Annotated in this window: 21 protein-coding genes; 7 read left to right on the forward strand and 14 right to left on the reverse strand. The window is 73.3% G+C overall.

The features are described from left to right. Positions 1-14: 14 nt before the first annotated feature. Positions 15-269 carry a flavin reductase gene (locus ACQP2H_RS00530; RefSeq protein WP_433230386.1) on the reverse strand — a complete coding sequence of 85 codons (255 nt, stop codon included), beginning with the start codon at positions 267-269 and terminating at the stop codon, positions 15-17. Next, the gene (locus tag ACQP2H_RS00535) at positions 266-625 is read right to left on the reverse strand and encodes a hypothetical protein (protein ID WP_433230388.1); all 360 of its coding nucleotides are present in this window, start codon (positions 623-625) and stop codon (positions 266-268) included. The genes ACQP2H_RS00530 and ACQP2H_RS00535 overlap by 4 nt, the downstream gene beginning before the upstream one ends. A 414-nt stretch (positions 626-1,039) precedes the next feature. Between ACQP2H_RS00535 and ACQP2H_RS00540 the strand changes: the two genes are divergently transcribed. Next, positions 1,040-1,846, forward strand: a complete 807-nt coding sequence (locus ACQP2H_RS00540; RefSeq protein ID WP_433230391.1) for a helix-turn-helix domain-containing protein — start codon at positions 1,040-1,042, stop codon at positions 1,844-1,846. Then, the gene (locus tag ACQP2H_RS00545) at positions 1,837-2,028 is read left to right on the forward strand and encodes a DUF397 domain-containing protein (RefSeq protein ID WP_433230394.1); all 192 of its coding nucleotides are present in this window, start codon (positions 1,837-1,839) and stop codon (positions 2,026-2,028) included. Before ACQP2H_RS00540 ends, ACQP2H_RS00545 begins: the two co-directional genes overlap by 10 nt. Positions 2,029-2,218: 190 nt before the next feature. Here ACQP2H_RS00545 and ACQP2H_RS00550 read toward each other — a convergent pair whose 3' ends face one another. From ACQP2H_RS00550 to ACQP2H_RS00565, 4 genes are all read right to left on the reverse strand, one after another. Further along, positions 2,219-6,295, reverse strand: coding sequence for a HEAT repeat domain-containing protein (locus ACQP2H_RS00550; RefSeq protein ID WP_433230397.1), 4,077 nt, complete (start codon positions 6,293-6,295; stop codon positions 2,219-2,221). Between the two features lie 167 nt (positions 6,296-6,462). Continuing rightward, the gene (locus tag ACQP2H_RS00555; protein ID WP_433230400.1) at positions 6,463-6,816 is read right to left on the reverse strand and encodes a nitroreductase/quinone reductase family protein; all 354 of its coding nucleotides are present in this window, start codon (positions 6,814-6,816) and stop codon (positions 6,463-6,465) included. Positions 6,817-7,187: 371 nt separating this feature from the next. Further along, the gene (locus ACQP2H_RS00560) at positions 7,188-8,090 is read right to left on the reverse strand and encodes a hypothetical protein (protein ID WP_357532769.1); all 903 of its coding nucleotides are present in this window, start codon (positions 8,088-8,090) and stop codon (positions 7,188-7,190) included. Positions 8,091-8,141: 51 nt separating this feature from the next. After that, positions 8,142-8,957 (reverse strand): hypothetical protein, encoded by an 816-nt coding sequence (locus ACQP2H_RS00565; protein WP_357532771.1) that lies wholly within the window; start codon positions 8,955-8,957, stop codon positions 8,142-8,144. Positions 8,958-9,225: 268 nt separating this feature from the next. Here ACQP2H_RS00565 and ACQP2H_RS00570 point away from each other — a divergent pair, with 268 nt between their 5' ends. Then, positions 9,226-10,269 (forward strand): DUF2690 domain-containing protein, encoded by a 1,044-nt coding sequence (locus ACQP2H_RS00570; protein ID WP_433230404.1) that lies wholly within the window; start codon positions 9,226-9,228, stop codon positions 10,267-10,269. A 45-nt stretch (positions 10,270-10,314) separates the two neighbouring features. Here the strand turns inward: ACQP2H_RS00570 and ACQP2H_RS00575 are convergent, their stop codons facing one another. The 6 genes from ACQP2H_RS00575 to pdhA all read right to left on the reverse strand — a co-directional run bounded on the left by ACQP2H_RS00575 (position 10,315) and on the right by pdhA (position 17,885). Further along, positions 10,315-10,527: a hypothetical protein gene (locus ACQP2H_RS00575; RefSeq protein ID WP_208565277.1), complete on the reverse strand. Its 213-nt coding sequence runs from the start codon at positions 10,525-10,527 to the stop codon at positions 10,315-10,317. A 111-nt stretch (positions 10,528-10,638) separates the two neighbouring features. Further along, on the reverse strand, positions 10,639-13,515 hold the full coding sequence (locus ACQP2H_RS00580) for an LppU/SCO3897 family protein (protein ID WP_363817899.1): 2,877 nt from the start codon (positions 13,513-13,515) through the stop codon (positions 10,639-10,641). Between the two features lie 342 nt (positions 13,516-13,857). Further along, on the reverse strand, positions 13,858-13,995 hold the full coding sequence (locus ACQP2H_RS00585) for a hypothetical protein (protein ID WP_208565279.1): 138 nt from the start codon (positions 13,993-13,995) through the stop codon (positions 13,858-13,860). A 220-nt stretch (positions 13,996-14,215) separates the two neighbouring features. Continuing rightward, positions 14,216-15,712, reverse strand: a complete 1,497-nt coding sequence (locus tag ACQP2H_RS00590) for a dihydrolipoamide acetyltransferase family protein (RefSeq protein ID WP_219470509.1) — start codon at positions 15,710-15,712, stop codon at positions 14,216-14,218. 5 nt (positions 15,713-15,717) lie between these two features. After that, a complete protein-coding gene (locus tag ACQP2H_RS00595; protein ID WP_208565280.1) occupies positions 15,718-16,707 on the reverse strand; it encodes an alpha-ketoacid dehydrogenase subunit beta in 990 nt (329 codons plus the stop codon). Next, positions 16,707-17,885, reverse strand: coding sequence for a pyruvate dehydrogenase (acetyl-transferring) E1 component subunit alpha (gene pdhA, locus ACQP2H_RS00600; protein ID WP_208565281.1), 1,179 nt, complete (start codon positions 17,883-17,885; stop codon positions 16,707-16,709). The genes ACQP2H_RS00595 and pdhA overlap by 1 nt, the downstream gene beginning before the upstream one ends. 562 nt (positions 17,886-18,447) lie before the next feature. Here pdhA and ACQP2H_RS00605 point away from each other — a divergent pair. Both ACQP2H_RS00605 and ACQP2H_RS00610 read left to right on the forward strand, forming a co-directional pair. Further along, the gene (locus ACQP2H_RS00605) at positions 18,448-19,461 is read left to right on the forward strand and encodes a hypothetical protein (RefSeq protein WP_433230410.1); all 1,014 of its coding nucleotides are present in this window, start codon (positions 18,448-18,450) and stop codon (positions 19,459-19,461) included. A gap of 189 nt (positions 19,462-19,650) precedes the next feature. Then, positions 19,651-20,226, forward strand: coding sequence for a phosphatase PAP2 family protein (locus ACQP2H_RS00610; RefSeq protein ID WP_308290962.1), 576 nt, complete (start codon positions 19,651-19,653; stop codon positions 20,224-20,226). Positions 20,227-20,499: 273 nt separating this feature from the next. Here ACQP2H_RS00610 and ACQP2H_RS00615 read toward each other — a convergent pair whose 3' ends face one another. After that, on the reverse strand, positions 20,500-21,186 hold the full coding sequence (locus ACQP2H_RS00615; RefSeq protein WP_219465507.1) for an NUDIX hydrolase: 687 nt from the start codon (positions 21,184-21,186) through the stop codon (positions 20,500-20,502). Between the two features lie 76 nt (positions 21,187-21,262). Here ACQP2H_RS00615 and ACQP2H_RS00620 point away from each other — a divergent pair, with 76 nt between their 5' ends. Both ACQP2H_RS00620 and ACQP2H_RS00625 read left to right on the forward strand, forming a co-directional pair. Further along, on the forward strand, positions 21,263-22,372 hold the full coding sequence (locus ACQP2H_RS00620) for an SPFH domain-containing protein (protein ID WP_357532782.1): 1,110 nt from the start codon (positions 21,263-21,265) through the stop codon (positions 22,370-22,372). Next, on the forward strand, positions 22,369-23,280 hold the full coding sequence (locus ACQP2H_RS00625) for a hypothetical protein (protein ID WP_357532784.1): 912 nt from the start codon (positions 22,369-22,371) through the stop codon (positions 23,278-23,280). Before ACQP2H_RS00620 ends, ACQP2H_RS00625 begins: the two co-directional genes overlap by 4 nt. Positions 23,281-23,379: 99 nt before the next feature. On the opposite strand, the gene ACQP2H_RS00630 is transcribed toward ACQP2H_RS00625, so the two are convergent. Next, entirely contained in the window at positions 23,380-24,606 is a 1,227-nt protein-coding gene (locus ACQP2H_RS00630; protein WP_219465514.1) for a hypothetical protein, read from the reverse strand. Positions 24,607-24,650: the final 44 nt, after the last annotated feature.

Raw genomic sequence — 24,650 nt, forward strand, 5'->3', positions numbered from 1 at the left:
GTCGTGGGTGACACTCAGCGGTCGGGTGGTCGAGCCCAGGACAGGAAGCGGTGGGTGAGATTGTTCGACCGACCGCTGTCGAGCTGGGTGAGGTGCCCCTCCGCCTCCCGTTGCAGCGCCGACAACAGGGCGAGCAGACCTGGCCGGTCATCGGCGAACGCGGCGAGCAGGACGAGCTTCGCCTCCCCGCACGGCCACGGGTTCGCGTCGAGGCGGCACAGCCAGATCGGGCGCAGCGGCCGGTGGGCGAGCCCGTCCAGCGGCGTCACGCCGACACCGCCGACCCGCGAGCCGCCGACGTCCTCGCTGCCGTCGGGTTGGTCGCTCCGGTTCCCGGTTTCGGGGTTGCCCGTTTCACCGCCGCCCGTGGTGCGGGCGGCCGGGTCGCTGCCGGAGGCGGGGACGGGAGCCAACGCACCCCGGCGCGGCGGACGTACAGCTCGCGCCGTCGTCGGGCCAGGCCGTCCGGCCCCAGCTCGTACGCCTCGATCCAGGTCCAGCCGTCGTAGGTGTGGCGGTCGGGCAGCTCACGGATCACCCGTACCGTGATCGGCCTGACGAACTGCGGGCTGGCCTCGCGGGTCAGGTGGAGCAGGTCGCCGCCCCTCAGTCTCGGTTCCTTCATCGCCCCGGCCCCCGGTTCCGGCTCTCGGTCCAGCGATCCGGCAAGACGACGTTCGTCATGCGGCCCGGTCCTCGGTAGGGCGGGATGAACGGCCCGATCGGGCCGGGGACGATCGGCGGCGCGGGCGGTGGTGGGGGCTGCGGGATTGGTTCGGGTTGGGGCCTAGGAGCGGGCTTCTTCGGCTTTTTGGACACGACTCTCCCTGTGACGGCGTGGCGTCGGGCTGCCCCCGGTGCTGCTGTCAGGGCAGCCCGACCACGAACGCGACCGCCGGGCTTCTCCGCACCGATCGCGCCGTTCCGTCTTCCACCCTGGACTTTCGCCCCTTGACTTCGGAATAGTGACTAGGTGATCGCGGAGTGCAATGTCCTGTTGTGAGCTGGCGAGGAGTGCAGGGGATCGCCGTGGAAGGGTGTGGAACCCGTGGGAATCTCTCCGTCGGAGTACCTTCTTCGTGAACTGCGGCGACGTCGGGCGGCTGCCGGGCTCACCCAGACACAGCTCGGCGAGCGGATCTTCTGCTCGGATTCCCAGGTGAGCGCGATCGAGACCGGCGTGAAGCCGCCGACCCTGCCCTACCTGGCATCGGTGGACGAGGCGCTGGGAACGGAGGGTTACTTCACGACTCTCTGGGACGAGTTGGTCAAGAGCGATGCGGCCCCGGTCTGGCTGCGCGAGTGGATCGAGATCGAGCGCGAGGCGACCGCACTGCGCTGGTACGAGCACGCCTTCGTGCCCGGCCTCCTGCAGACCGAGGGGTACGCCCGTGCCACCTTTCAGGCGGCCCGGGTGCCGACCTCGGAGCTTGACCGGCGAGTCGCTGCCCGGCTCGAACGGCAGGTCGTCCTTGACCGTGACCCCGCGCCCCAACTCTTCGTCGTCCTGGACGAGGTTGTCCTCCGACGGGCGTGCGGTGGGCCTGCCGTCATGGCAGAGCAGCTTGCGCACCTCATCGCCTGCGCTGAACGACCACATATCCAGTTGCGCGTCGTCCCGATGTCCGCTGGCATGTACCCGGGCCTGGCCGGGGCATTCATCATTGCTGACCTGCCCGACGGCTCCCGAACCGGGTACATCGACAACCAACTGGCGGCGCAGGTCGTCGGGCAGGCTGAGCTGATTGCTGACCTTGGTGTGTCATGGGACGCTATCCGAGGCGAAGCGTTGCCGCTGGGACTGACCCTGGACCTTCTCACGGAAGTAGCGAGGACATGGACCTGACTGGAGCCACGTGGCGGAAGTCGTCCCGCTCGTCCACCAATGGCGGCGCGTGTGTCGAGGTTGCCGGGAATCTGGTCGACGCGGTCGGCGTACGGGACAGCAAGGATCCGAACGGCCCTGCTCTCGTCTTCGCCCCGGAGGCATGGCGAGCCTTCATCGCTCAATTCCCCGAGCGGGCCTGATCGACCGAGCGCCGAGCATCGACGTTCAGCGTTGTGACCCGCTCTCGGTAGTTGTCAGTCAAACTGAGACGGTCTGTTCCTGCTGGGTCGGCTGGTTGATCCAGGCACCTTCGGCAGTTTCGGTGCGCCTGGTCTGACCCGATGTGAACATCTCCTTACTGGGGGCGGGTTGAGGCCATCGACCCGTTCATCATTGGACAATCGATGGGGCGACCTCTGTATAGGCGCGCAAGGTCTCATATGCCTCGTCCCACTTTGACACCTTCCCTGACGTGGGACCACTGCACGCTCTCGCCAGATCTGACAGGACGTCGGGTACGAGTTCCGGACGCCGTCGCGAAAGATCGATCAGTGCGCCTTTCGCCTGCCGCCGTATGTCGTCTTCAAAATGCCTTAAAAGTCGCAGAAAAACCCTTTGGAGCTTGCCGGTAGGTGGAGCCTGACGCAGCGCTTTTACGGCTGTGGTTCGTATAAACCCGGACTCGGTGGTGGCGAGGGTGGTCAGGGCGGTGATGACAGGTGGGGTGAGTGCCCCGCCCCGGCCCAGCGCCAATCCCGCGCGGGCGCGGACTTCCGGGTCGGTGGCGGTGGTGGCGAGGGTGGTCAGGGCGGTGATGACGGGTGGGGTGAGTGCCCCGCCCCGGGCCAGCGCCGATCCCGTGCGGGCGCGGACTTCCGGGTCGGTGGCGGTGGTGGCGGTGGTGGTCAGGGCGGTGATGACGGGTGGGGTGAGTGCCCCGCCCCGGGCCAGCGCCGATCCCGTGCGGGCGCGGACTTCCGGGTCGGTGGCGGTGGTGGCGGTGGTGGTCAGGGCGGTGATGACGGGTGGGGTGAGTGCCCCGCCGTCGACCAGCGCCGATCCCGCGCTGATGCGGACGTACGGGTCGGTGGCGGTGGTGGCGAGGGTGGTCAGGGCGGTGATGACGGGTGGGGGGAGTGCCCCGCCGTCGACCAGCGCCGATCCCGCGCTGATGCGGACGTACGGGTCGGTGGCGGTGGTGGCGAGGGTGGTCAGGGCGGTGATGACGGGTGGGGTGAGTGCCCCGCCGTCGACCAGCGCCGATCCCGCGCGGATGCGGACTTCCGGGTCGGTGGCGGTGGTGGCGAGGGTGGTCAGGGCGGTGATGACGGGTGGGGTGAGTGCCCCGCCCCGGGCCAGCGCCGATCCCGCGCGGATGCGGACTCCTGGGTCGGTGGCGGTGGTGGCGAGGGTGGTCAGGGCGGTGATGACGGGCGGGGTGAGTGCCCCGCCCCGGGCCAGCGCCGATCCCGCGCTGATGCGGACTTCCGGGTCGGTGGCGGTGGTGGCGAGGGTGGTCAGGGCGGTGATGACGGGTGGGGGGAGTGCCCCGCCGTGGGCCAGCGCCGATACCGCGCTGATGCGGACGTACGGGTCGGTGGCGGTGGTGGCGGTGGTGGTCAGGGCGGTGATGACGGGTGGGGTGAGTGCCCCGCCCCGGGCCAGCGCCGATCCCGCGCTGATGCGGACGTACGGGTCGGTGGCGGTGGTGGCGAGGGTGGTCAGGGCGGTGATGACGGGCGGGGGGAGTGCCCCGCCCCGGGCCAGCGCCGATCCCGCGCTGATGCGGACTTCCGGGTCGGTGGCGGTGGTGGCGAGGGTGGTCAGGGCGGTGATGACGGGTGGGGGGAGTGCCCCGCCCCGGGCCAGCGCCGATCCCGCGCTGATGCGGACGTACGGGTCGGTGGCGGTGGTGGCGAGGGTGGTCAGGGCGGTGATGACGGGCGGGGTGAGTGCCCCGCCCCGGGCCAGCGCCAATCCCGCGCGGATGCGGAGTTCCGGGTCAGTGGTGGCGGTGGTGGTGGTGGCGAGAGTGACCAGTGTGGCGGTGGTGGCTGCGGGCAGCGGACCCAGTCGGGCGGCGACGCCAGCCAGCTCGCACCAAACCCAGTGGTTGGCGGGGGTGAGTTTGGTGGCCCGGCTGTCGAGGGCAGCATGGAATCGATCAGCGGCCTTGGTACCGCTCAACGCCGCTAACCGTTCCGCCAGGGCGCTCCGATAGGCGGCGAAACGGCATCGGCTGTTCTCTTGGTCCAACCATTCGTCGATCGCCCGGGTGATCACAGCGTCGATAGTCGCGGTCTTCAGCGGTGTGTCGTCGGCCAGCACCCGGAGCATGAACAGGAAGTCCCGACCGAGCAGTTCCTCGTACGGGCTCGGGTTGCCCTCGGCTGGATAGATCGCCTTCGCCACCACGTCGTCGATCTGCTCGACGTAGTCGGTGCCGATCAGGCCGAGCGCGAGCAGGATCGGCTCGTCGTAGCGGGGGTCGTGCAGCCGGCGGCGGATCTCGCTGATCCGGTCGGTGGCCGAGCCGCGGAACGCCAACGCCCGGCCGGCGTAGTACTCCTCGAAGGTCAGGTGGGCGAACCCGTACCGGCCGGGAGCACGTTCGACCAGCAGGCCGGTGTGCGTGTCGGCCTTGTCGACGAACTCAGTCACCCCCAATCCGGCGTCGGTGCCCAGCGGGTCGGCAGTCTCCAAGAGGCGCGGATCCCACCTAATGCCCTGGTGTGTCGCCCACAACGGACCGAGGACTTCGAGTAGTTCCCGGCGGGTGGCGGCTCCCTCCGGGCGGTGCTCGTGCATCCACCAGCCCAGCTCGGTCAGCCACCGGGTCAGGATCCGCTCGTCGGGCAGGTCGGCCTCGGCAACCCCCTGGGCGCTGCGCCAGGTGCGCCCGAGCGCGTTGCACACCTCCACGTACGCCTCGACCCGGCGGTGCGGGAGTCGGCCGCTGGCCCGGTGCACCAGCACCAGCGCGGTCAACAGCAGGGGGTTGGCGGCCAACCGGCGTACCCCGGCGTTGGTGGTGAGGGCCTGTTCGATCGCGGCGGCCTCGCGTGCGCCGGCCAGCCGGGTCGCCTCGGCGGACCGGCCCGGGGTCTCGGCGCGTTCGACCTCGCGGCAGTAGACGTCGAGGAACCGGGTGATCGTCGGGTCGTCCATGTCCTGGAGCCGCACCGCGCGGAACGGTTCCGGCAGCGGGGCGGCCTGGTAGCCGGCGATCCGGCTGGTCACCACGAACCGGTTGCCCTGCCGTGCGTGGGCGGTCACGAAGTTGACCACCGCAGTGACCACGCCCCGGCGCAGTTCGGCCGAGGCGATCTCGTCCAGGCCGTCCATCAGCACCAGGCAGCGGCCGGCGTCGAGCTGGCGGCGCAGCAGGTCGGCCAGGCCCGGCAGGGTGCACTCCGCGCGGCGGAGTTGGCCGGGCAGGAACTCGCCGATGCCCACCTCCGCGAACCCCTGGCGGGCATACTCGCCGATGCGGAGGTAGATCGGGAACAGTGCGTCCCGGCCCTGAACCTGCTCGCCGTCGATGAGTGCTCGGGCGTGGGTCAGCGCCAGGTAGCGCAGCAGGGTGGTCTTGCCCGTTCCCGGATCGCCCAGGACCAGCAACTGGGCGGTGTCGCGGGCCGCGTCGAGCACCGGCTGGCTGGCCGGCTGTTCGGTCTCGGCGGCGAACCGGTGGCCGTACTCCGTCTGCAACCGGTCGAGGGCGGCCTCGAAGCCGGTGTGGTCCAGCTCCTCCGCGGCCACCAGGGTGGCCAACCGCTCCCGCTCGCGCTCGAACCAGGCCCGCGCTCGGTCGCCGGGGTTGCGGTCCCGTTGTGCCTGCAACCCGACGAACACCTCGCCCAACGGAAGCTGCACGGTGGTGTTCCGGACCACCCCCACGGTACGCAGGTAGCGGTGCTGGTCGATCAGCCAGCGCAGGTAGGCGATCCGGTCGTCATCGGTGGCGTCGACCGCGCCCAGGTGCTCGGCGATGCGGCTGGTCGCCTGGGCGGTCGACGCGGCATCGGAGCGGCCGAGCATCCCCTGGAGGGCCGCCTCACGGCGTACCTCGGTGTCCAGCCCGTCGAGCAGGGCCTTGAACGCCGGCCGCAGCAGGCCGATCCGGTCGAACCGCTCGTCGTCGGAGGCGGCCGGGCCCAACGAGTCGACGGCCCGTTCCGCCAGCCGCACCGGCGAGGTCGGCACACCGGGGACGAGCACCTTTGCCAGCTCGGGAGTGCCCTCGTGCACCCAGAAGCCGTCGTTGACGTCGAACTCGGCCAGCCGGTCGCCGTACGACCGGTTCAGCTCGGTGAGGGCGCGGCGCAACGCGCGCTCCAACGCCTTGCGTTCCGGGTCTCCCCACACGCGGGCCTTGATTTCCTTGGCGGCGGCGGTGCCGATCTCCTTGCCGAGCTGCGCCAGGATCGACTTTGCCAGCGCCGTGGCCAGCGCGACAGGGTCCATGGCCGGCAAGTGTAGGCGTCACCGACCACAAGGGAGGGTCGCATAGCCGACCGGCTCCCAGTCGGCACGCACGTCGATACCCGGCCGGCACGTACGTCGATACCCGGCCGGGCCGGGCATCGTGACCCGGACGTCGGTCGGGACGGTCGACGCGCCGGGCAGCCGCGTCAGCGGGACAGGTCGACGGTGACGGTGACCCGGCCCCGGTCGTCCCGACGGGCGACCGCGTGTCCGGCCCGGTCGGCCCCGTTGAGGTTCAGCGAGATCGGGCCGCCCTCGCCCAGGAAGTTCCGCCACCACTGCTTGGCGTCGGGCATCGCGACCCGGATGACCACCGCGTCGCCGGTCCGTCGGTAGGCGACCGGCGTGCTGAACGTCCGCCCGGAACGGCGACCGGTGTAGGTGACCACGGTCAGGTGCCGCCGGAGGAACCGCCCCCAGCGTGGCGACGACCGCAACGCCATGACCCGGGTGTTGAACGTCCGGGCGAACCCCGAGGGGAACGATCCTCGTTGACCCACCGGGCCTCCGTCGTCGATGTGAAAGCTCCACGCCGACCGTAACACCGACTGGCCGGTCCCGGGATCGTGAGTGAGAGCCGCGATTGCCGGCCGCCACGGGTCGGGGGGAGTGATACCGGCGTACACCGGTATGCCTGTCAGTCATATTTATGCCACTGAGGCATACCACTCGTGCGGGAACACCGTGGAGACGCGGCGCGCCCGGAGGGGCGAGGCGCGGGTCGCCGCCGCGTCCGGAAGGGCGGTGGGTCGCCGCCGCCGCGCCCGGAGGGGTGAGGCGTGGGTCGCCGTCGCCGCGCCGGAGGGGCAGCGGGCACGACGGAGCCGCGCGGGAGGGTCCGACCCTGCCCGCGCGGCCCCGGACGGGACGGTCAGCAGCGACCGACCATCGTCTTGACGTCGTAGGTGGTGTTGACCCAGGTGTCGGCCACGTAGCCGGTCACGCCCGTCGCCGGGTTGGTGATCCGGTCCCAGGTGGACGACGGCCAGTAGCCGCCGCTGACGTACTCGCCGAAGGTGTAGCAGGCGATCTTCACGGTGGCGCCGTAGTTGACGGAACCGGCGATGCCGTAGGTGGTGCCCGGCCCGGTGCGGATGTTGAGCGACGGGTTGGCCAGGATCGTGCCGGTGACGGCCGGCGGGTCGCCGGTGCCGCCGAGGCGGGCCACGGCGGCCTGCGCGGCAGACAGGTAGCCGGCGTACGCCCCGTTGTTGTACGTCGACCAGGGCTGCCAGTTGCTGCCGCCGCTGGAGATGTTGTAGGCGGCGTTGGCGTTGCACTGGGCGTTGTACGCGCAGCTGTCGGTGACGGTGGGGTGGTAACAGTTGTTGATCTGCCACAGCCCCCGGTCCAGCGAACCGTTGGAGCAACCGGAGGTGGGGCCGTTGCTGCCGACCGCCGACGGGTTGCAGGAGGACTCGGCCATCGCCACGGCCACGGCCGTGACCAGCGGGTTGTTCCGGAACCCGGCGGCGTACGCCACCTGGGCGCACAGGTCGATACCGACCGCGTTGACGCCCACCCGGTTCGCCTTCGCGCCGATGGCAGGGCCACCGACGCTGGCCGGCTTGGCCTGGTCGGCCGGGCGGGGTGCTGCCTTGGTCTGGTCGGCCGGGCGGGGGGCCGACGCGGCGTGGGCGGCCGGGCCGGTGGTGGCGGGTGCGGCGGTGGCGGGGGTGGGCATGGCGCTGACGCCGACGACGGCGACCAGCGTCAGGCCGAGGGCCAGGCGCAGGGCACGTCGGGCCGCGGGGGCGGCAAGGGGGAGACGCATCGTGATCCTTTCAGCGGACGACCGGGAGGGGAGCCGGGACGGGTGGGGGCGTCAGCGCCCGGTCCACTCCGGGTCGGCGTAGGACCAGCCGAGGTACGGCGCACCGGGCCAGGACTGCGAGACGCGGCGGACGGTGGCCGCCGAGGTGATGTAGTTGCCGTTGCCCTCGGAGAGCATCACGTGGCCGTAGTACCCGTTGATCGACGCGGCGGCGTAGAAGACCAGCGCGCCGGCCGGCGGGGTGCCCGTGGTGCGGATCATGCCGCGCGAGTACAGCGAGTTGTAGTGCACGATCGCCGACGCGTAGCCGCTGGCCGCCCGACCGTAGGCGTGCCCGACGAAGTTGTCGCACCAGCCGTCCCACTGGTGGTTGGAGTCACCCAGGTCCCCGTTGGTGTACGCCTGGCCGATCACCGACCGGGCCCAGGCCATGGCGCGGTCCTCGCGGGTGCCGGTGGGCGGCGGGGTGGTGGTGCACTCCGGCTCACCGGCCAGGTACTGGTTGAACCCCGGCGTGTTGGTGTAGTAGTCGCTGATCCAGCCGCTGGCCGGGGAGCTGATCCGGTGCCAGACGGTGTTGCCGGAGATGTTGCGCCCGCGTACCGCACACTCGGCGACGAACCCGGTGCCGTCACCCAGGAGCGCCACCGAGCCGGCGTTCGCGTCGTACGGGCTGGTGCGCACCATCAGGCCGGCGCCGCCCGTGCCGGCGACGCTGTAACCGGAGATGCCGGCGAACGACGGTGCGGCCGTGCCCACCAGGACCACCGCCGTGACGGCGCAGGCGGTGAGGATCCGACCCACGAGTCGCGGCAGTGCCCGGCGGGGCACTGCGCCTGTGGCATTCGTACCGTTCGGCTGGTACACGCGGTTCTCCTTGTCGAGAGTTCGGCACCGCCCCGGGATCGGCGCGGTGGGCCCGTCGGACGGTGACTCGCGCGGTCCGGTATCCCCGGGGTGAACGCGATTTCGAGCCGTTCGGATGCGTGCCGGGGCCGACACTCCCCGTGAGATCATATTCAGCGGCACCTATCCGGCGGGTGGCTGCTCCGGGGTCGATCCTGTCCTGACGCCCGCCTGTAAAGCACTGGCATGACGCACGTTGACACCAGGGTTTACACGCAGGGGAGGGCCCATGACGGGGCGAAGTGGACGACTTGACGGCCAGGTTCCCGCCGATGCCGGGGACCACGACGACAACGGCCGCAATCATGCGGGCGTTGCTCGGGACCACGACGGCGAGGGCGGCGGGCACGACGGCGAGGGCGGGGATCACGACGGCGAGAGCCGGTACCACGAATTCGTCGCTGACCTGGCCCGGCTTCGGCGCGAGGCCGGGCAACCGTCGCTCCGGAAGATGTCCGCGACCGCGCACTACTCGCACACCGCGCTGGCGGGTGTGCTGTCCGGGGCCCGCCTGCCGTCGCTGGAGCTGACCATGGCGTTCGTCCGGGCCTGCGGCGGTGACGAGGCGGCCTGGCGGGCCCGCTGGCACCGGGAGGCCGGCTCGGGGCCGCAGCAGCCCGTGCCGGAGCCGGCGGGGTTGCAACAGCCGGGGTCGCAGCCGGTGACGGCAGAGTCACCGGGGGAGTCGACACCGCGACGGCCGGTGACGCGACGGCCGGCGGTGCCCCGGTGGGCGCTGACCGCGACGGCAGGGCTGACCGTGCTCCTCGCCGGCTCGATCGTGCCGCTGCTGGTCGACGCGCGCTCCCACCCGAACCGGCAGGCCGAGCGACCCGTGGACGCGTCGCTCCCGGCACCCGCCGCCGCTCCTCCGACCGACGGGGCCGACCCGCAGGAGGAACGCTGCCAGGTCGACGCGGTCAGCGCGGAAACCGTCCCGGTCCCGGACCCCGATCCGAAACAGCCGCCCTACGGGAGCCTGACGCTGCGCTACTCGCCGCGCTGCCGGGCCGCCTGGCCGCTGTTCGTCTCCACCGAGCGGGTCCCGACCGGGTCGACCGTCCGGCTGTCGGCCACCCGCCCCTCCGACGGGGCGGTCACCCGGTTCGACTACCCGTTCATGGTCAAGCGTCAGGTGTACAGCGTGTTCGGCAACGTCCTGCGGACCACCCCGGGGTGCGTGTCCGTCACCGTCGACATCACCGCGGCGGACAACCGCAGCGTGCTGGCGAGCGCGCGGACCCCCTGCGTACGACCCGACGCCCGGACATGACACCGCCCTCCGCGCCGGGCGCGGAGGGCGGTGCTGGCTCGTCGGTCAGACGTGCTGGGTCTCGGTCGTCGAGGGGTGCAGCTCGGCGGTGGTCTCCGTGACGAACCGGCCGGTGCTCGCGCTGCGGTGGACCTCCTGGTCCCCGCCGCCACCGACCTGCTCGGTGGTGGTGTGCCGGGGGTCCCGCTCGGTGGTGCTCTCCTTGACGAACCGGCCGCTGCGAGCGCTGCGGTCGACCTCGTTCTCGTTGCCTGCCATGGGGGTTACCTCCTCGGGCCACGTCACTGTGCCCCATAGACTGCCCAGCCCACAGCGCCCGAAACACCGACGGCGGGGCACGGTCCACCGTGCCCCGCCGTCGGTACGCCGTTACTGGCCGGCCGGCTTCAGGCAGAGCACCCGGTCGACCCCGCCGCCCGGCAGCACCACGTGCGGCTGGGTCGGATCGGTGCACTTCTCCTTGGCGTCCACCTTGGACACCACCGTGAAGGCACCCGGTTCGTTGCAGCCCGCCGCACTCGCGTTCTCACCGGACTGCTTGACGCAGGAGCCGACGGCCGGGTTGAAGGGAGCCGGCCCGTCGTCCGAGCCGATCTTGCCGAGGAGCATCAGCAGGCCCAGCGGGACGGCCAGGATCAGCACCGCCACGATCAGCACCAGGGCGAGCACCCGCCCGTTGCGTACCTTCGGGGCGGGCTGCTCGGCCTTCTGCTCCGGCTCCGGGTCCGGCTTGAACGCGTCGAAACGCCCCTGCTCCGATTCCGCCGGCCAACTGGCGGTGCCGGGCTGCTGACCAGCTGGTGCGGACTGCTGACCGGCGGCCGGGAACTGCTGACCGGCGGGCGGGAACGGGGAGGCGTACCCGCCGTGCGCGGGGTCGTGCGCCGGGTGGCCGTACCCCGGCACGGGTGCGGCACCGGCCGGTGCGCCGCTGGTCGGGCCGGCACCGTACGGCTCGGCCGGCCGGTCCGTCGGCCCGTGCGGGCGGGTGCCGTTCATCGGTCGGTTGCTGCCGGCCGGGTCGGCGAAGGCCGGGATGCCGCCACCGAACGCGGGCGGGGCGGCCGGCGGCGCGGACGAGGGCGCGTCGGCACCGAAACCGTGCGCCCGGTCCTGATCGTCGAAGCGGGACCGCTCCGGACCGTCGAACCGGGTCCGGTCCTGGTCGTCGAAGCGGGGGCGTTCCGGCTCGTCGAACCGGGGCTGCTCGGCACCGTCGAACCGGCTGCGGTCCTGGTCGGCGAAGCGGGGGTCGTGCTCGGGCCGGTGGTCGTCGTGCTCCGGGGTCTCCTCCGCCGGCTCCGGGCGGGCCGGTCGCCCGTACACCCGGGGCTGCGGAACCGCCGGACCACCCGGACGGGCCACCTGGTCGCTGGGGGGGACGACCCGGCTGGCCATGGGTACCGAGGCGCTGGCGGAGGCCCGGCCGACAGCACCGGCCTCCCCGGCGTCGGCGGCCGGCACCGAGGCGCGACCGGCACCGGCGCTCTCGGCCTCGGGGGCGAGTCGCTGGGCGGGCAGTGCCGGACCGGCCGACAACTGCGGCTGCTCCGGCGCACCCCAGGCCGCTGCCTCACGGCCGTGCGGCGACTGCTCGGCGGGCCCACCGAACGCGGCCGGCGGGACGTAGTCGGCGGGCGGCGCGGCGGCCAGGCTCGCCCCGGGGACGCGCTGCTCCTGCGGCGGGAGCGGCACCGCGTTGGCCGGTGAGATGCCGGGGGCCGGCCCTGGCTGGTAGATCGGCTGGTCCTCGTTGCGTCGGGGCTCCCACGCCCCCTCGGCGGGCTGGCCGGCGGGCTCGGGGTGGCCCCACGCCTGCCCGGGCGCCCACGGCTCGGCGTCCGGCACGACCGGGCGCTCGACACCCGCCCGCTGTGGCGGGTGGTGGTCACCGGCGGCACCGCCCCAGGCGGGGGGGCCGTCGGGTGCGGCCACCGACGCGGACGCCCGTCCCGGCAACTCCGGGGGCGTCCAGGCCCCGGGCTCCGGGTGGTCCTCCCGGGAGGGTACGGCGGCGGCACCACGGGAGCCGGCCTGTGGTGCCGGCCACTCCTGGCCCGGTGCCGGGTCGTCCTGTTCGGTGCGGGGCGGGGCCCCGGCGGGCCAGGCGTCGAGGGCGGGCTGCTCGCGGCGGCCCTCCCAGCGGGCCGTGGCGGGCTCTTCCGGTGCCCCCCACGACGGCTGCCGGTCCTCCTGCGACCCGTTCGACCAGTCACCGGGACGACCGGTGTCGTCCGGTCCGGACCGGTTGGCGGACCAGCCGCCGGAGCGGGCCGGATCGTCCTCGGTGGACCAGCCCTCGGCACCCGGTGCGGTGCCCGGCGACGCGTGGCCGCCCGGGTGTCCACCGGTCTCCGGCTGCGGCCACCCCGCCTGGTTCGTGGGCTCCGGCTGGGCCGGTACGGGCACCGAGGCCCTACCGGCGGAGCGGTGCGCCTCGTCGGGGTGCGCCGGAGCACTGGTCGCCCAGCCGCCGGAGTTGCCCGGCGCGTCCTGCGGGTCGGCCGGCCAGCCACCCCGCGCCGGATCGGCCCCGGCCCGGTCCTCGGCCGGCCAGCCGTTACCCCGGGCGGCGTCGCCCGGCCAGCCGTTGGTGCCCGCTGCCTCGTCCCGCTGTGGCGCGGGCGCGGTACCCCAGCCGTTGGTGCCGGGGGCTGCTTCCTGCTGCGCGGCTTCCTGGCCCGCCCAGCCGGCGGGCGAGGTCGGGGCCGGATCGGCCGGAGTGGACCAGCCACCGCCCGCCGGCTTGTCGGGCTGCGGCACCCGGGCGGCACCCCGGGCACCGGCGTCGGACTGCGCCCAGGCCGGGGCGGGCTGCTCGGACTGTGCCCACGCGGGCTGCGGAGTGGACTCGGCGTTTCCGGCGGCCGGTGCGGGCGCGGTGGCCCAGGCGGGCTGCTCCGGCTGCCCGGCCCAGGCGGGCTGCGACGGACCGGCCGGCGGGGTCCACGCCTCGGTGGGCGGTGACTGCCGGGCCGGCGGGGCCCACGCCTCGGTGGGTTCGGACTGTTGCGGAGCCTGCGCGCCACCCCAGGCCGCCGGTGGGGCGGGGGGTGTCCAGGACGGACCGGTCGGGTTGGCCCGGCCGGTGGGGGGTGGCGGCGCCCAGCCGAGGTCGGGCGTGGCGGGGGTGCCGTACCCGGGGTCCTGCTGCGGCTGTCGGTCGCCGTACGGCACCGGTCCGCCGGAGCCCGGCGGCACCTCGTCCGGCTCCTGGCCGGGGCGGTGCTGGCCCTCGGACGTCATGGGTGCGCCTCCTCCATCACATGTCGGCCGCCGATGCCGTCCGTCCGGTCGGCCGTGTCGCCGGTGCCCGGCGGGTCGGCCGTGCGGGCTCCCCGCACGGTATCCGGTTCGCGCGCGCGGCACCTAGGGAGCACCGGCCGTCACTCCACGTCACCGGGCGGTGTCGATCGGCATCCATCGGGCGCGATCGGTGCCCAGGTCGGCGGTTGGCGACCGGAACCACCGTACCGGGCGTCATGGCGAGGGGGAATCCCGGTCTCAGGGGGTGCGGAACGCCGACGACCCGCCCGGGGCCCGGGCGGGTCGTCGATCTGGAGGAGGGGGAGAAAAGTCGGTGTGGCGTCAGCTCAGGTGACGCTGGGCGATCGCGAGGATCTCCTCGCGGACCGCGGGCGAGTTGGCGGAGCGCAGCGCGTGCTCGATGGCACGGGCCCGACGGGTGGCGTCACGACGGGTGCGGATTCGCTCGATCATGCTCATGGTGTCTTTCCTTCGGCTATTCGGTTGTCGGCCCCTTGATGACTCCATTCAACACCCATCGGCCGCCGATTGCCATCGATTATTAGGTGAGCTGCAACACGGGCCTAAGGATCGTAGGTCAGGGGGCGATGTGGGCCACTGTTTCTTTCCCCAACGGCAACGGCCGGTGTGCCGAGTGTTCACCCTGGGCACACCGGCCGTTGCCGGAACGTCACCGGTCTCAGGTCCAGGCGAGCAACGCCGCCTCCGGGTCGGCGAGGAAGTCCCCGATGTCGCGCAGGAACTTCGAACCCAACTCGCCGTCGATGATCCGATGGTCGAAGGAGAGCCCCAGGGTGGTCACCTGGCGTGGCTTGACCTTGCCCTTGTGCACCCACGGCAGCTCGCGGACCGCACCGAAGGCCAGGATCGCCGACTCACCCGGAGGCAGGATCGGGGTGCCGGTGTCCACCCCGAACACCCCCACGTTGGTGATCGTCAGGGTGCCGCCGGACATGTCCGCCGGAGAGGTCCTCCCCGCCTTGGCCGTCTGCACCAGACCCGTCATCGCATCCGCCAGCTCACGCAGCGTGAGTCGACCGGCGTCCTTGATGTTCGGCACGATCAGGCCACGTTCGGTGGCCGCCGCGATACCGAGGTTGACGTACTCCTTGACGACGATCTCGTCACCGGCCCAGGTCGAGTTGACCATCGGGTGCCGCCGGACCGCCAGCAACACCGCCTTGGCGACCAGCAGCAACGGCGACACCCGGACGTCCCGCCACTCCCGCCGCCCGCGCAGCCGGTCCAGCGCCTTCATCGCCCGGGTCACGTCCACGGTCAGGAACTCCGTGACGTGCGGTGCGGTGAACGCCGAGCGGGACATGTTCTCGGCGGTGAGCCGACGTACCCCCTTGACCGGGATGCGCTGCTCGCGGTCCGCGCCGAAGCTCGCGGCCGAGGTGGCCGGCGACGTCGCCGCCAGCGGCTCGGCCACCGCCGTGCTCCCGTCCACCGCCCGCTGTACGTCCGCACGGGTGATCGACCCGAGCGGACCCGACCCGGTCACCGTGGCCAGGTCGACCCCGAGGTCCTTGGCGAACTTGCGCACCGGCGGCTTCGCCAGCACCGGGCCGGCGACCCGGCCGTTGCCGTTCACCGTCGGCGCGACCGGTGCCGCAGCGACCGGCGCCGCAGCCACCGGCGCGGCCGGAGCCGCCGTCGTGACCTGGGCCGGCTCGGTCGGCCGGGGGCTGGTGGCAGGTTGCCGGGGCGGGCCGTCCCTGCGCTGCCGACGCTTGGCCGGCGCGTTGCGCGGGCCGTAACCGACCAGCACGGCGGTACGCCCACCCGGGGCGACCCCACCGATCAGACCCGGCTCGACCATGCCCTCGGCGGGCGCGACCTGCACCGCCGCCAACGAAGCAGCCGACGGGGTGGGCAGGTCCGCCGACGCGGCGGCGGTCGTCGACTCCGGCACCGGCCCGGCACCCGGGTCGGTGTCGATCGCGATGATCGGGGTGCCGACCTCGACCGTGCTCCCCTCCGGGTGGAAGATCGACCGCACCTCACCGGCCCACTTCGCCGGGATCTCCACAGCCGCCTTGGCCGTCTCCACCTCGACGATCGGCTGGTTCAGCTCGATGACGTCGCCCACCTTGACCAGCCAGGCGAGGATCTCCCCCTCGGTCAGACCCTCACCCAGGTCGGGCAGGTTGAACTCCTTGATCCGGGACATCGCGCTCACCAGCCGAAGGTGCGGTCGACGGCGTCGAGCACCCGGTCGAGGTCGGGCAGGTACTCCTCCTCCACCCGGCTCGCCGGGTAGGGGGTGTCGAAACCGGTGACCCGCAGCACCGGCGACTCCAGGGAGTAGAAACACTCCTCGGTGACCCGGGCCGCGATCTCCGAGCCCAGCCCCAGGTTGCCCGGGGCCTCGTGGACGACCACGCACCGGCCGGTGCGCCGCACCGACTCGTAGACAGCGGTCAGGTCCAGCGGCGAGAGCGTACGCAGGTCGACGACCTCCAGCTCCCGGCCGTCCTCGGCGGCGGCGGTCGCCGCGTCCAGCGCGGTACGCACCATCGGGCCGTACGCCAACACGGTCGCGTCGGTGCCCGGCCGCACCACCCGGGCGGAGTGCAGCGGGTACGCCCCGGACAACGGGGCGTCCAGGTCGACCGGACCCTTCTCCCAGTAGCGCCGCTTCGGCTCCAGGAAGACGATCGGGTCGTCCGAGGCGATCGCCTGCTGGATCATCACGTACGCGTCCTGCGGATTGGCGCAGGTCACCACCTTCAGCCCGGCGGTGTGCGCGAAGTACGCCTCCGGCGACTCGGAGTGGTGCTCCACCGCGCCGATGCCCCCGCCGTAGGGGATCCGGATCACCATCGGGATGGTGACCTTGCCCTGCGAGCGGTAGTGCATCTTGGCCACCTGCGACACGATCTGGTCGTACGCCGGGTAGACGAAGCCGTCGAACTGGATCTCGCAGATCGGCCGGAAACCCCTGATGGCCAGGCCGACGGCGGTGCCGATGATGCCGGACTCGGCCAGCGGGGTGTCGATCACCCGCTGGTCGCCGAAGTCCTTCTGCAACCCGTCGGTGATCCGGAAGACGCCGCCGAGCTTGCCGACGTCCTCGCCCATGATGACGACCTTCGGGTCGTTCTCCAGGGCCCGACGCAGACCGGTGTTGAGGGCCTTGCCGAGGGTGAGCGTCTCCGTGGCCATCAGTGCGCGCTCCCCTCGAACGACTCCAGGTAGGTGCTGAACCGGGCCCGCTGGGCGTCCAACTCGGGCGAGCCGTGCGGGTAGACGTGGTCGAACATCGACACCGGGGCCGGGTCGGGCAGTTCGAGCACCCGTTCGCGCAGGTGCACCGCCTCGGCGCGGGCCTGCTCGTCGACCTCGGCGAAGAACGCGTCGTCGGCGATCTGCTGCTTGTCGAGGAACGCCTTCATCCGGGCGATCGGGTCCTTGGCCTGCCAGGCCTCGACCTCACTGGCGATCCGGTAACGGGTCGGGTCGTCCGAGGTGGTGTGCGCGCCCATCCGGTAGGTGTACGCCTCGATCAGGCTGGGGCCCTGGCCGAGCCGGGCGTTGTCCAGCGCATGCCGGGTCACCGCGTACGACGCGAGCACGTCGTTGCCGTCGACCCGGACACCGGGGAAGCCGAAACCGCCGGCCCGTCGGTAGAGCGGCACCCGGGTCTGGCGTTCCAGCGGCTCGGAGATGGCGTACTGGTTGTTCTGGCAGAAGAAGACCAGCGGGGCGTTGAAGACGCTGGCCCAGACGAACGCCTCGTTGACGTCGCCCTGACTGGTGGCGCCGTCGCCGAAGTAGGCGATCACCGCCTCGCCGTCCTCGGTGCCGGTCTTGCCGTCCATGTGGACGCCCATGGCGTACCCGGTCGCGTGCAGGGTCTGCGCCCCGATGACGATCGTGTACATGTTGAACTTGAACTCGTTCGGGTCCCAGCCGCCCTGGTCGACGCCACGGAACAGGCCGAGCGGCATGATCGGGTCGATGCCCCGGCAGTAGAGGACGCCGTGCTCCCGGTAGGTCGGGAACGCCATGTCCTGGCTGCGCAGCGCCCGTCCGGAGCCGACCTGGGCCGCCTCCTGACCGAGCAGCGAGGCCCACAGGCCCAGCTCGCCCTGCCGCTGCAACGCGGTCGCCTCGGCGTCGAGCTTGCGGACCAGCACGAGGTCGCGGTAGAGGCCGCGGTACTCCTCGTCGGTGAAGTCGACGCGGTACTCGGTGCCGTCCGGGCCGGTCGCGCTCTCGATCCGCTCCCCGGTGGGGGTGAGCAGCTGTACGAGTTCCGGCTCAGCGGTCGCGGCGGCTCGCCGGGACCGGGGTGCGGCTCGCCGGCCGCGGCTGGAGACCGCAGGGTCGCCCTTTGCCATCCGTCTCTCCCTGTCGTGTCTGTGCCCGAGCCGGGGGGTCACCCGTCCGCGCACAACGTGCGCCGGCCCGGCTGTTGCCGGACTGGTTCCTGGCGGCCGTGCCTAGCCCCGGTGGGGGTTGCCGCACGACCTGAGCCGGATCCATGGGTCGAACCCGGTTCGGGAGCGTCGGCGAGCAGCCATGCCTGCCACGGGGTACGCGGAGGTGCGGCTGCGTTGCCGTCGTGCCTGAATGATTGCAGAGGAGGTGAGCGGCCCCACAGTATGGCCCTCCCGCCGGTGGCGACATGTCCGCTTGGTGACCCGTGGACTTTTTTGTCACCGTGCCGCGCCGCGCCTGCGCCGGCCGGGCCTGCGCCCGCGCGGGCCGCGCCGATGTCGGGCGATCGTCGCCGGACCGGCCGGGTGACGGACTTTTTGTGTGTCGACACGCTGTGGTGCCTGGTGAACTGGGCGCCACTGGGTCAAGCTGACCGGTATTGGTGGGCGTTTGGCGCATAATGTCCGTTCTGATCCGTGCTGCCCACCGGCGAACACGTCCAGGTCGACGAGGGAGTGTGCGGTGTCCGAGCCAGGTGACGGTCCTCCGGTCCCCCTCCTCGGCCGGCACCGGGCCGGCGGCGGCAGCTACCGGCGGATGATCGGCGTCCACCGGGCACCCGGCGTCGGTGCGCCGCACCGGGGCTACCTGTTCACCGTCGCCCTGCTCGCCGGGGCCGCCTCGATGCCGGTGCTCGCCGCGATCAGCGCCGGCTCGGCCACCGTGGGCAGCACCGCGTTGCCGGACGACGGCACCCCGTTCCTGCCCACCCCGTCGGTCGGGCCGGTCGTCGTCCCGGTGCCCGCCACCGGTCAACCGGCCCGCCCACCGGCCACCGCCCCGGCACCGCCCGCCACCGCCCCGGCTCCCGCCACCACCGGCCCCGTCCACCGTCGGGCTGTGCCCGCCGCCACGCCCCGGCCGATCCGCCGGACGTCGGCACCCAACGCGCCGTCCCATCCCACCCCCACCCCCCACCCGACCCCCACCGCCACACCCCACCCCACGCCGAGCCCGAGTCCGGACCCGGACCCGGACGTCGAGCCGACCGCCACCCTCTCCGAGCCACCGCCGGACCCGTCGCCGACCTCGGCACCCTCCGACACCGCCACGCCCACCTCCGCACCCCCGCCCACCCCCACCCCCGCACCCACGTCGACCCCGGAGCCCGCCCCGACGCCCGGGTCCACGTCGCCCCCCGCGTCCACCCCGACGCCAGGCCAGACCGCCACCCCCGAGCCCCGACCCACCTTCACGGTCACGCTGGTCCCCACCGCGCGGCCCCGACCCACCGCGACGGCGATCCCGGCCGGCACGACCCACCCCACGCGTCCACGGTCGCAGACCCGTCCCGTACCGCGCGTCGGACCAACCGCCGGTCGCCCGTCGATCCCGGTCGCCCGCCCGTCGGCCACCCCGGTCCCCGCACCGCAGGCACCCGCCGTACCCGTGTCGCAGACCTCCGCCGGGTCCGCGTCGACCCTCCACGACACCACCGACCCGGACGGTACGGTGACGAGCGAAGCCGCAGGCTGAGCCGCGGCGGCCCGGATGCCGTCGGTCGACCCGTCGACCACTGCGGTGTGCCGGATCGGGCACCACGGATGCGGGGGCGGAACGCTGAGTACGCGCGACGAGGGCGGCGACCGGGCCGCCCCCGACCTGGCCGACCCTGCTCCGTTCGGAGGGTCACCTGCCGCTGCCGAGCCGGTCGGGTCGGGGGCGGTGGCGACCCGGGTGGCCCGGCTGGTGACCGAGGTGACCGCGCCGGCCGTGCTGGTCACCGCGCTGACCGTGGTGATCGGCTGGCACGGTGCGGGTGGGGCGCGCGGACTGGCCTGGGGGCTGCTCGCCACGGTCTTCGCCGCCGGTATCCCGTTCACGTATATCCTGGGTGGGGTGCGGCGGGGTCGACTCACCGATCATCACATCGGTCGCCGCGAGCAGCGTCGGGTGCCGCTGCTGCTCGGGCTCGCCTCGGCGGCCACCGGGCTGGCCCTGCTCGCGGCGCTCGGTGCACCGCGCCCGGTGCTGGCCCTGGTCGCGGCCGGGGTGGTCGGCCTGGTGGTCGCGGTGGCGGTCAGTCACTGGTGGAAGATGTCCATCCACTCGGCGGTGGCCGCCGGCACGCTGGTGGTGCTGGTGCTCACCTTCGGCCCCCGGCTGCTGCCGGCCGTGCCGCTGCTCGCCCTGGTCGGCTGGTCCCGGGTGCGGCTGCGCGACCACACGGTCGCGCAGGTCGTGGTGGGCGCGCTGGTCGGCGGCCTGGTGGCCGGGCTGGTCTACGCGCCGCTCTCCTGAGCCCTCGTGCCGAGCCGGGCAGACCTGGCGCAGCGCCCAGACCGGTCGCAGCGCCCGGCGACCGGTGCCGGTGGGACGGGTGCCGGTGGGATCGGTGCCGGGTGGTCGGTCCGGGCAGTGACGAGGTCGGGGGCGGTGATCCGGTCCGGGCAGTGCCCCGGTCCGGGCAGTGACGAGGTTCGGGCGGTGACGAGGTTCGGGCGGTGACGAGGTTCGGGCGGTGACGAGGTTCGGGGCGGTGACCCGGTCGGGGCGTCGGGCCCGGCGGGCGGTTCAGGGTTCGGGGCGGAGCATGGGCGGGTGGAGCCGGGTGGCCGGGCCCCGGCGGAACAGTTGGGCAGGTCGCCCCCGGTCGCCCTCGGTGGCCCGGCCGGCGGGGCTGACGAAGCCGGGGGTGCCGGTGACCTTGCGGTGGAAGTTGCGCGGGTCCAGCCGGGTGCCCCAGACCGTCTCGTAGACGGCCCGCAGCTGGGCCACGGTGAATTCGGGCGGGCAGAAGGCGCTGGCCAGCGGGGTGTACTCCAGCTTCGCGCGGGCCCGTTCCAGGCCGTCGGCGACGATCCGGTCGTGGTCGAAGGCGAGCTGGCCGGGGGTGAGCCGGTCGACCGGCACCCACTCCGCCGAGGCGGCGTCCGAGCCGGCCACCGGGGTGGGCAGGTCGGGCAGCAGGGCCAGCCAGGCGACGGTGACCACCCGTCCGCGCGGGTCGCGGTCCGGCCGGCCGTACGTGCCGAGCTGCTCCAGGTGGCCGGCCGGCTCGGGGAGCCCGGTCTCCTCGGTCAGCTCCCGGACGGCGGCGTCGGGCAGATCCTCGTCGATGCCGACGAAGCCGCCGGGCAGCGCCCACCGGCCCTCGTCCGGCGGGATGCCCCGGCGGACCAGCAGCAGGTGCAGCGCGTCGGCGCGCACGGTGAGGACCACCAGGTCCACCGTCACGGCGAAGGGCGGGTAGTCGGTCATCTCTTTATCACCACCTTGACGATAACCTATCAGAGTGGTTATCGTCGGGTAGACGAAAAAGAGGAAGGTGTGAGACATGGCCGACGTGACGAGGCGACTCTTCCTGCGCCACCTGCGCGGAACACCGACCAACTGGGTGCGGCTGCACGTCGACGGGCGGGTCCGGCGGGAAGGGACCGGCCAGTCGTTCTGGTACCGACCGCTGACCGCCGTGCTGAGCGAGGTGCCGGTCGACGACCGGGAGCTGCCGCTGCTCTTCCACGCGCGTACCGGCGACTTCGCCGACATCACCGTCCAGGCCACCGTGACCTACCGGGTGGCCGACCCGACGCTGGCCGCCGCCCGGCTCGACTTCTCGATCGACCCGCGCACCGGTAAGGCCCGGTCCCGACCGCTCGACCAGGTGGCCACCCTGCTGGCCGAGCTGGCCCAGCAGCCGGCCCTGGACCTGCTCGCCCGGGTTCCGCTGGCCGAGGCGCTGACCACGATCGCACCCATCCGGGAGGCGGTCTCCGCAGCGCTCGACACCGAGCCCCGGCTCGCCGACATCGGGGTGGCCGTGGTCAGCGCCCGGGTGGTCGCCGTCCGGCCCGAACCCGAGCTGGAACGCGCCCTGCAGACCCCCACCCGGGAGGCCGTGCAGGTGCAGGCCGACCGGGCCACCTACGCCCGCCGGGCCCAGGCCGTCGAGCAGGAACGCGGCATCGCCGAGAACGAACTCCAGAACAAGATCGAGCTGGCCCGCCGGGAACAGCAGCTCGTCGAGCAGCACGGCGCGAACACCCGCCGCCGGGTCGAACTCGACGCCGCCGCCGAGCTGGCCACCGCCCAGGGCAAGGCGGAGCGGGAACAGGTCGCCAACGCCGCCGCCGCCGAACGGGCCCGGGTGTCCGCCACCGCCGAGGCGGACAAGGAGCGGCTGCTCGCCGCCGGTGCCGCCGACAAGGAACGGGTGCTCGCCGTGGCCAAAGCCGAGACGGTACGCGCCGTCGGCGCCGCCGAGGCCGAGGCGGAGGCGGCGAAGCTGGCCACGTACGCCACCCTGCCGCCCGGGGTGCTGCAAGCCCTCACCGTCCGGGAACTCGCCGGCCAGCTCCCGCCGATCGGCCAGCTCACCGTCACCCCGGACCTGCTGGCCGACCTGCTCGGCCGGCTCACCGGCCCGACCGGGACGGTGGACCGGTGAGCGGCACACTGACCCCCCGGGTGGTGGTGGTCCGCCGCCGCAGCGAGCTGGAGGAGTTGCTCGCCCGGCACGGCACCCGGGCGGCGGCCCAGTGGTACCTGCGCGCCCGGGGCCGGGACCTGGCCGAGGTGGTGGACCGGCACGAGGCCCTCCAGGCGGCGCTGACCGCCGTCGGGGCCGCCGTACCGGCCGACTGGCGGCGTGGCACGGTCGACCGGGACGACCTGCCCCGGTTCCTGTTCGGCCCGGAGGACGTGATCGTCGCGGTCGGCCCGGACGGTCTCGTCGCCAACGTGGCGAAGTACCTCACCGGGCAACCCGTCGTCGGCGTCGACCCGGAACCGGGCCGCAACGCCGGGGTGCTGGTCCGCTGCACCGGCGACCAGGTGGCCGCCCTGCTGCCGGCGGTGGCCGCCGGGACCGCGCCGCTGCGCCACCGGGCCATGGTCCGGGCCACCCTCGACGACGGACAGGAACTCGTCGGCCTCAACGAGGTGTACGTCGGGCACGCCTCCCACCAGTCGGCCCGCTACCTGCTCGACGTCGGCGGGGACGGCCGGCCCCGGCGGGAACGGCAGTCGTCCTCCGGGGTGGTCGTCGGCACCGGCACCGGGGCCACCGGCTGGTGCGCCTCGATCGCCCGGGACCGGTCGGCAGCCGTCCCGCCGCCCGCCCCTCAGGAGCCGGCCCTGTGCTGGTACGTGCGGGAGGCGTGGCCCTCACCGGTCACCGGGGTCGAGCTGGTCGCCGGCCGACTCGACGGCACCGACGCGCTGGAGCTGACCGCCGAGTCCGACGGTCTGGTGGCGTTCGCCGACGGGCTGGAGGCCGACCGGCTGACCCTGCGGTGGGGCCAGCGGGTACGCCTCGACGTCGCCCCGGGCCGGCTGGCCCTGGTCGAGCCGTAGACCGGCCGGGGACGTCACGGGGCCACCCCGGCGCGTCGCCGGCCACCGCGTCGTCGGGTGGTCAGCGCGTCGCCAGGCCCGCAGCGCGTCGTCGGACGGTCAGGGGGTGTCGTCCCCCAGCCGTTGCCGGTTGGCCTCGATCCAGGCGTCCAGGGCGACCGGGTCGTCGGGGTCGATGCCGTCAGCCATCAGCTGGGCCACCGCCGCCGTCGCCGGGCTGCGCCGCTCGCCTGTTGAATAGAGCCGGGCGAACTCCGGCACCAACTCCTCGATCGCCTCGTCGGTCTGGGTGCCGGCCCGTTCGGGCAGCCCCCGCCGCCGGGCCGCGAACGCCGCCCAGGCCCGCAGCACCCGGGGCAGCAACGCCGCGTCGTCCATGTCCAGCACGGCCCGCCGGTGCACCCAGTCGAGCAGGAACAACCCGGCCACCGCCGGGCTCCAGCGCAACGGGTCGGCGTCCGGGAAGCTCGCCGAGTGGTCGAAGAGCAGCCCCAGGCAGAAGTGCAGCGAGGCCAGCTCGGCGTCGCTGTCGAGGGTGTTCAGCCCATGGCGGGCCGCCTCGGGGGAGGACAGGAAAGCCCGGACCAGCGTGGTGCGCTCGTCGGCGCTGAGCGGCTGCGCGTCCCAGCCGGTGGTGCCGGCGCTCGGCTCGGGCAGCACCGCCAGCCGTGCCCCGACCAACGCCCGGTCGGTGGCGAGCGAACCCTCGGCGGGCAGGTCACCCAGGTCGTCGGTGATCGTCAGGTGACGACCCACCTCGCCGTGCATCCGGGCCGGGTCCTCCTCCCGGAACCATGTCAGGTCGTCGTCGGCGCACATCTGCCGGACCTGCTCCAGGATCCGTTCGGCCGGCCCGCCGACGAAGACGTCCTTGGTGATGCCGATGTTGTGGTCGACCAGTGCCACCAGGGCGTGCTCCGGGCCGCCCGACTCGTCGTCGTAGGCGAAGGTGGCCAGGTAGGAGGTCTGGTCGCCGTACACGTCGCCGTACGACCAGGTGCCGGTGAGATGGACTCGGCCGAGCTGACCGGCCCAGGCCGGGGCCTGCGCGCCGGGGCGGACCTTCGCCGCGCCCTCGGCATCGGGCACCAGCGCGGCGAAGACCTGACGGATGGTGGTGGCGGCGGCCGTCCGGCGGCGGGAGGTGGCGGCGAGGAAACCGGAGACGAATTCCCGGACCGCCGTTTCCCGGTCGGTCTCGGCGATCGCGTAGACGCTGCCCAGCAGCGCCGTGCCGAGCATCTCGGCGTCGAGCGCGCAGTCCAGCCTGGTCACGTCGCGGGCCGCGGAGAGCACCGCGTCGTAGGGGGTCTTTGGCGTGGCCATGGCACGACCCTACGCCGCCGCGCAGCCCCGGACACCTGTGCCGG

Origin of the sequence: Micromonospora sp. CA-248260 (assembly GCF_050942205.1) — a bacterium.
GTDB classification, from domain to species: domain Bacteria; phylum Actinomycetota; class Actinomycetes; order Mycobacteriales; family Micromonosporaceae; genus Micromonospora; species Micromonospora antibiotica.

Excerpts from the sequence above, each read along its gene's own strand:
- ACQP2H_RS00535 (WP_433230388.1), bottom strand. The coding sequence starts at position 625 with ATGAAGGAACCGAGACTGAGGGGCGGCGACCTGCTCCACCTGACCCGC.
- ACQP2H_RS00545 (WP_433230394.1), top strand. The coding sequence starts at position 1,837 with ATGGACCTGACTGGAGCCACGTGGCGGAAGTCGTCCCGCTCGTCCACC.
- ACQP2H_RS00550 (WP_433230397.1), bottom strand. The coding sequence starts at position 6,295 with ATGGACCCTGTCGCGCTGGCCACGGCGCTGGCAAAGTCGATCCTGGCG.
- ACQP2H_RS00560 (WP_357532769.1), bottom strand. The coding sequence starts at position 8,090 with ATGCGTCTCCCCCTTGCCGCCCCCGCGGCCCGACGTGCCCTGCGCCTG.
- ACQP2H_RS00570 (WP_433230404.1), top strand. The coding sequence starts at position 9,226 with ATGACGGGGCGAAGTGGACGACTTGACGGCCAGGTTCCCGCCGATGCC.
- ACQP2H_RS00575 (WP_208565277.1), bottom strand. The coding sequence starts at position 10,527 with ATGGCAGGCAACGAGAACGAGGTCGACCGCAGCGCTCGCAGCGGCCGG.
- ACQP2H_RS00580 (WP_363817899.1), bottom strand. The coding sequence starts at position 13,515 with ATGACGTCCGAGGGCCAGCACCGCCCCGGCCAGGAGCCGGACGAGGTG.
- ACQP2H_RS00585 (WP_208565279.1), bottom strand. The coding sequence starts at position 13,995 with ATGAGCATGATCGAGCGAATCCGCACCCGTCGTGACGCCACCCGTCGG.
- ACQP2H_RS00590 (WP_219470509.1), bottom strand. The coding sequence starts at position 15,712 with ATGTCCCGGATCAAGGAGTTCAACCTGCCCGACCTGGGTGAGGGTCTG.
- ACQP2H_RS00595 (WP_208565280.1), bottom strand. The coding sequence starts at position 16,707 with ATGGCCACGGAGACGCTCACCCTCGGCAAGGCCCTCAACACCGGTCTG.
- pdhA (WP_208565281.1), bottom strand. The coding sequence starts at position 17,885 with ATGGCAAAGGGCGACCCTGCGGTCTCCAGCCGCGGCCGGCGAGCCGCA.
- ACQP2H_RS00615 (WP_219465507.1), bottom strand. The coding sequence starts at position 21,186 with ATGACCGACTACCCGCCCTTCGCCGTGACGGTGGACCTGGTGGTCCTC.
- ACQP2H_RS00620 (WP_357532782.1), top strand. The coding sequence starts at position 21,263 with ATGGCCGACGTGACGAGGCGACTCTTCCTGCGCCACCTGCGCGGAACA.
- ACQP2H_RS00630 (WP_219465514.1), bottom strand. The coding sequence starts at position 24,606 with ATGGCCACGCCAAAGACCCCCTACGACGCGGTGCTCTCCGCGGCCCGC.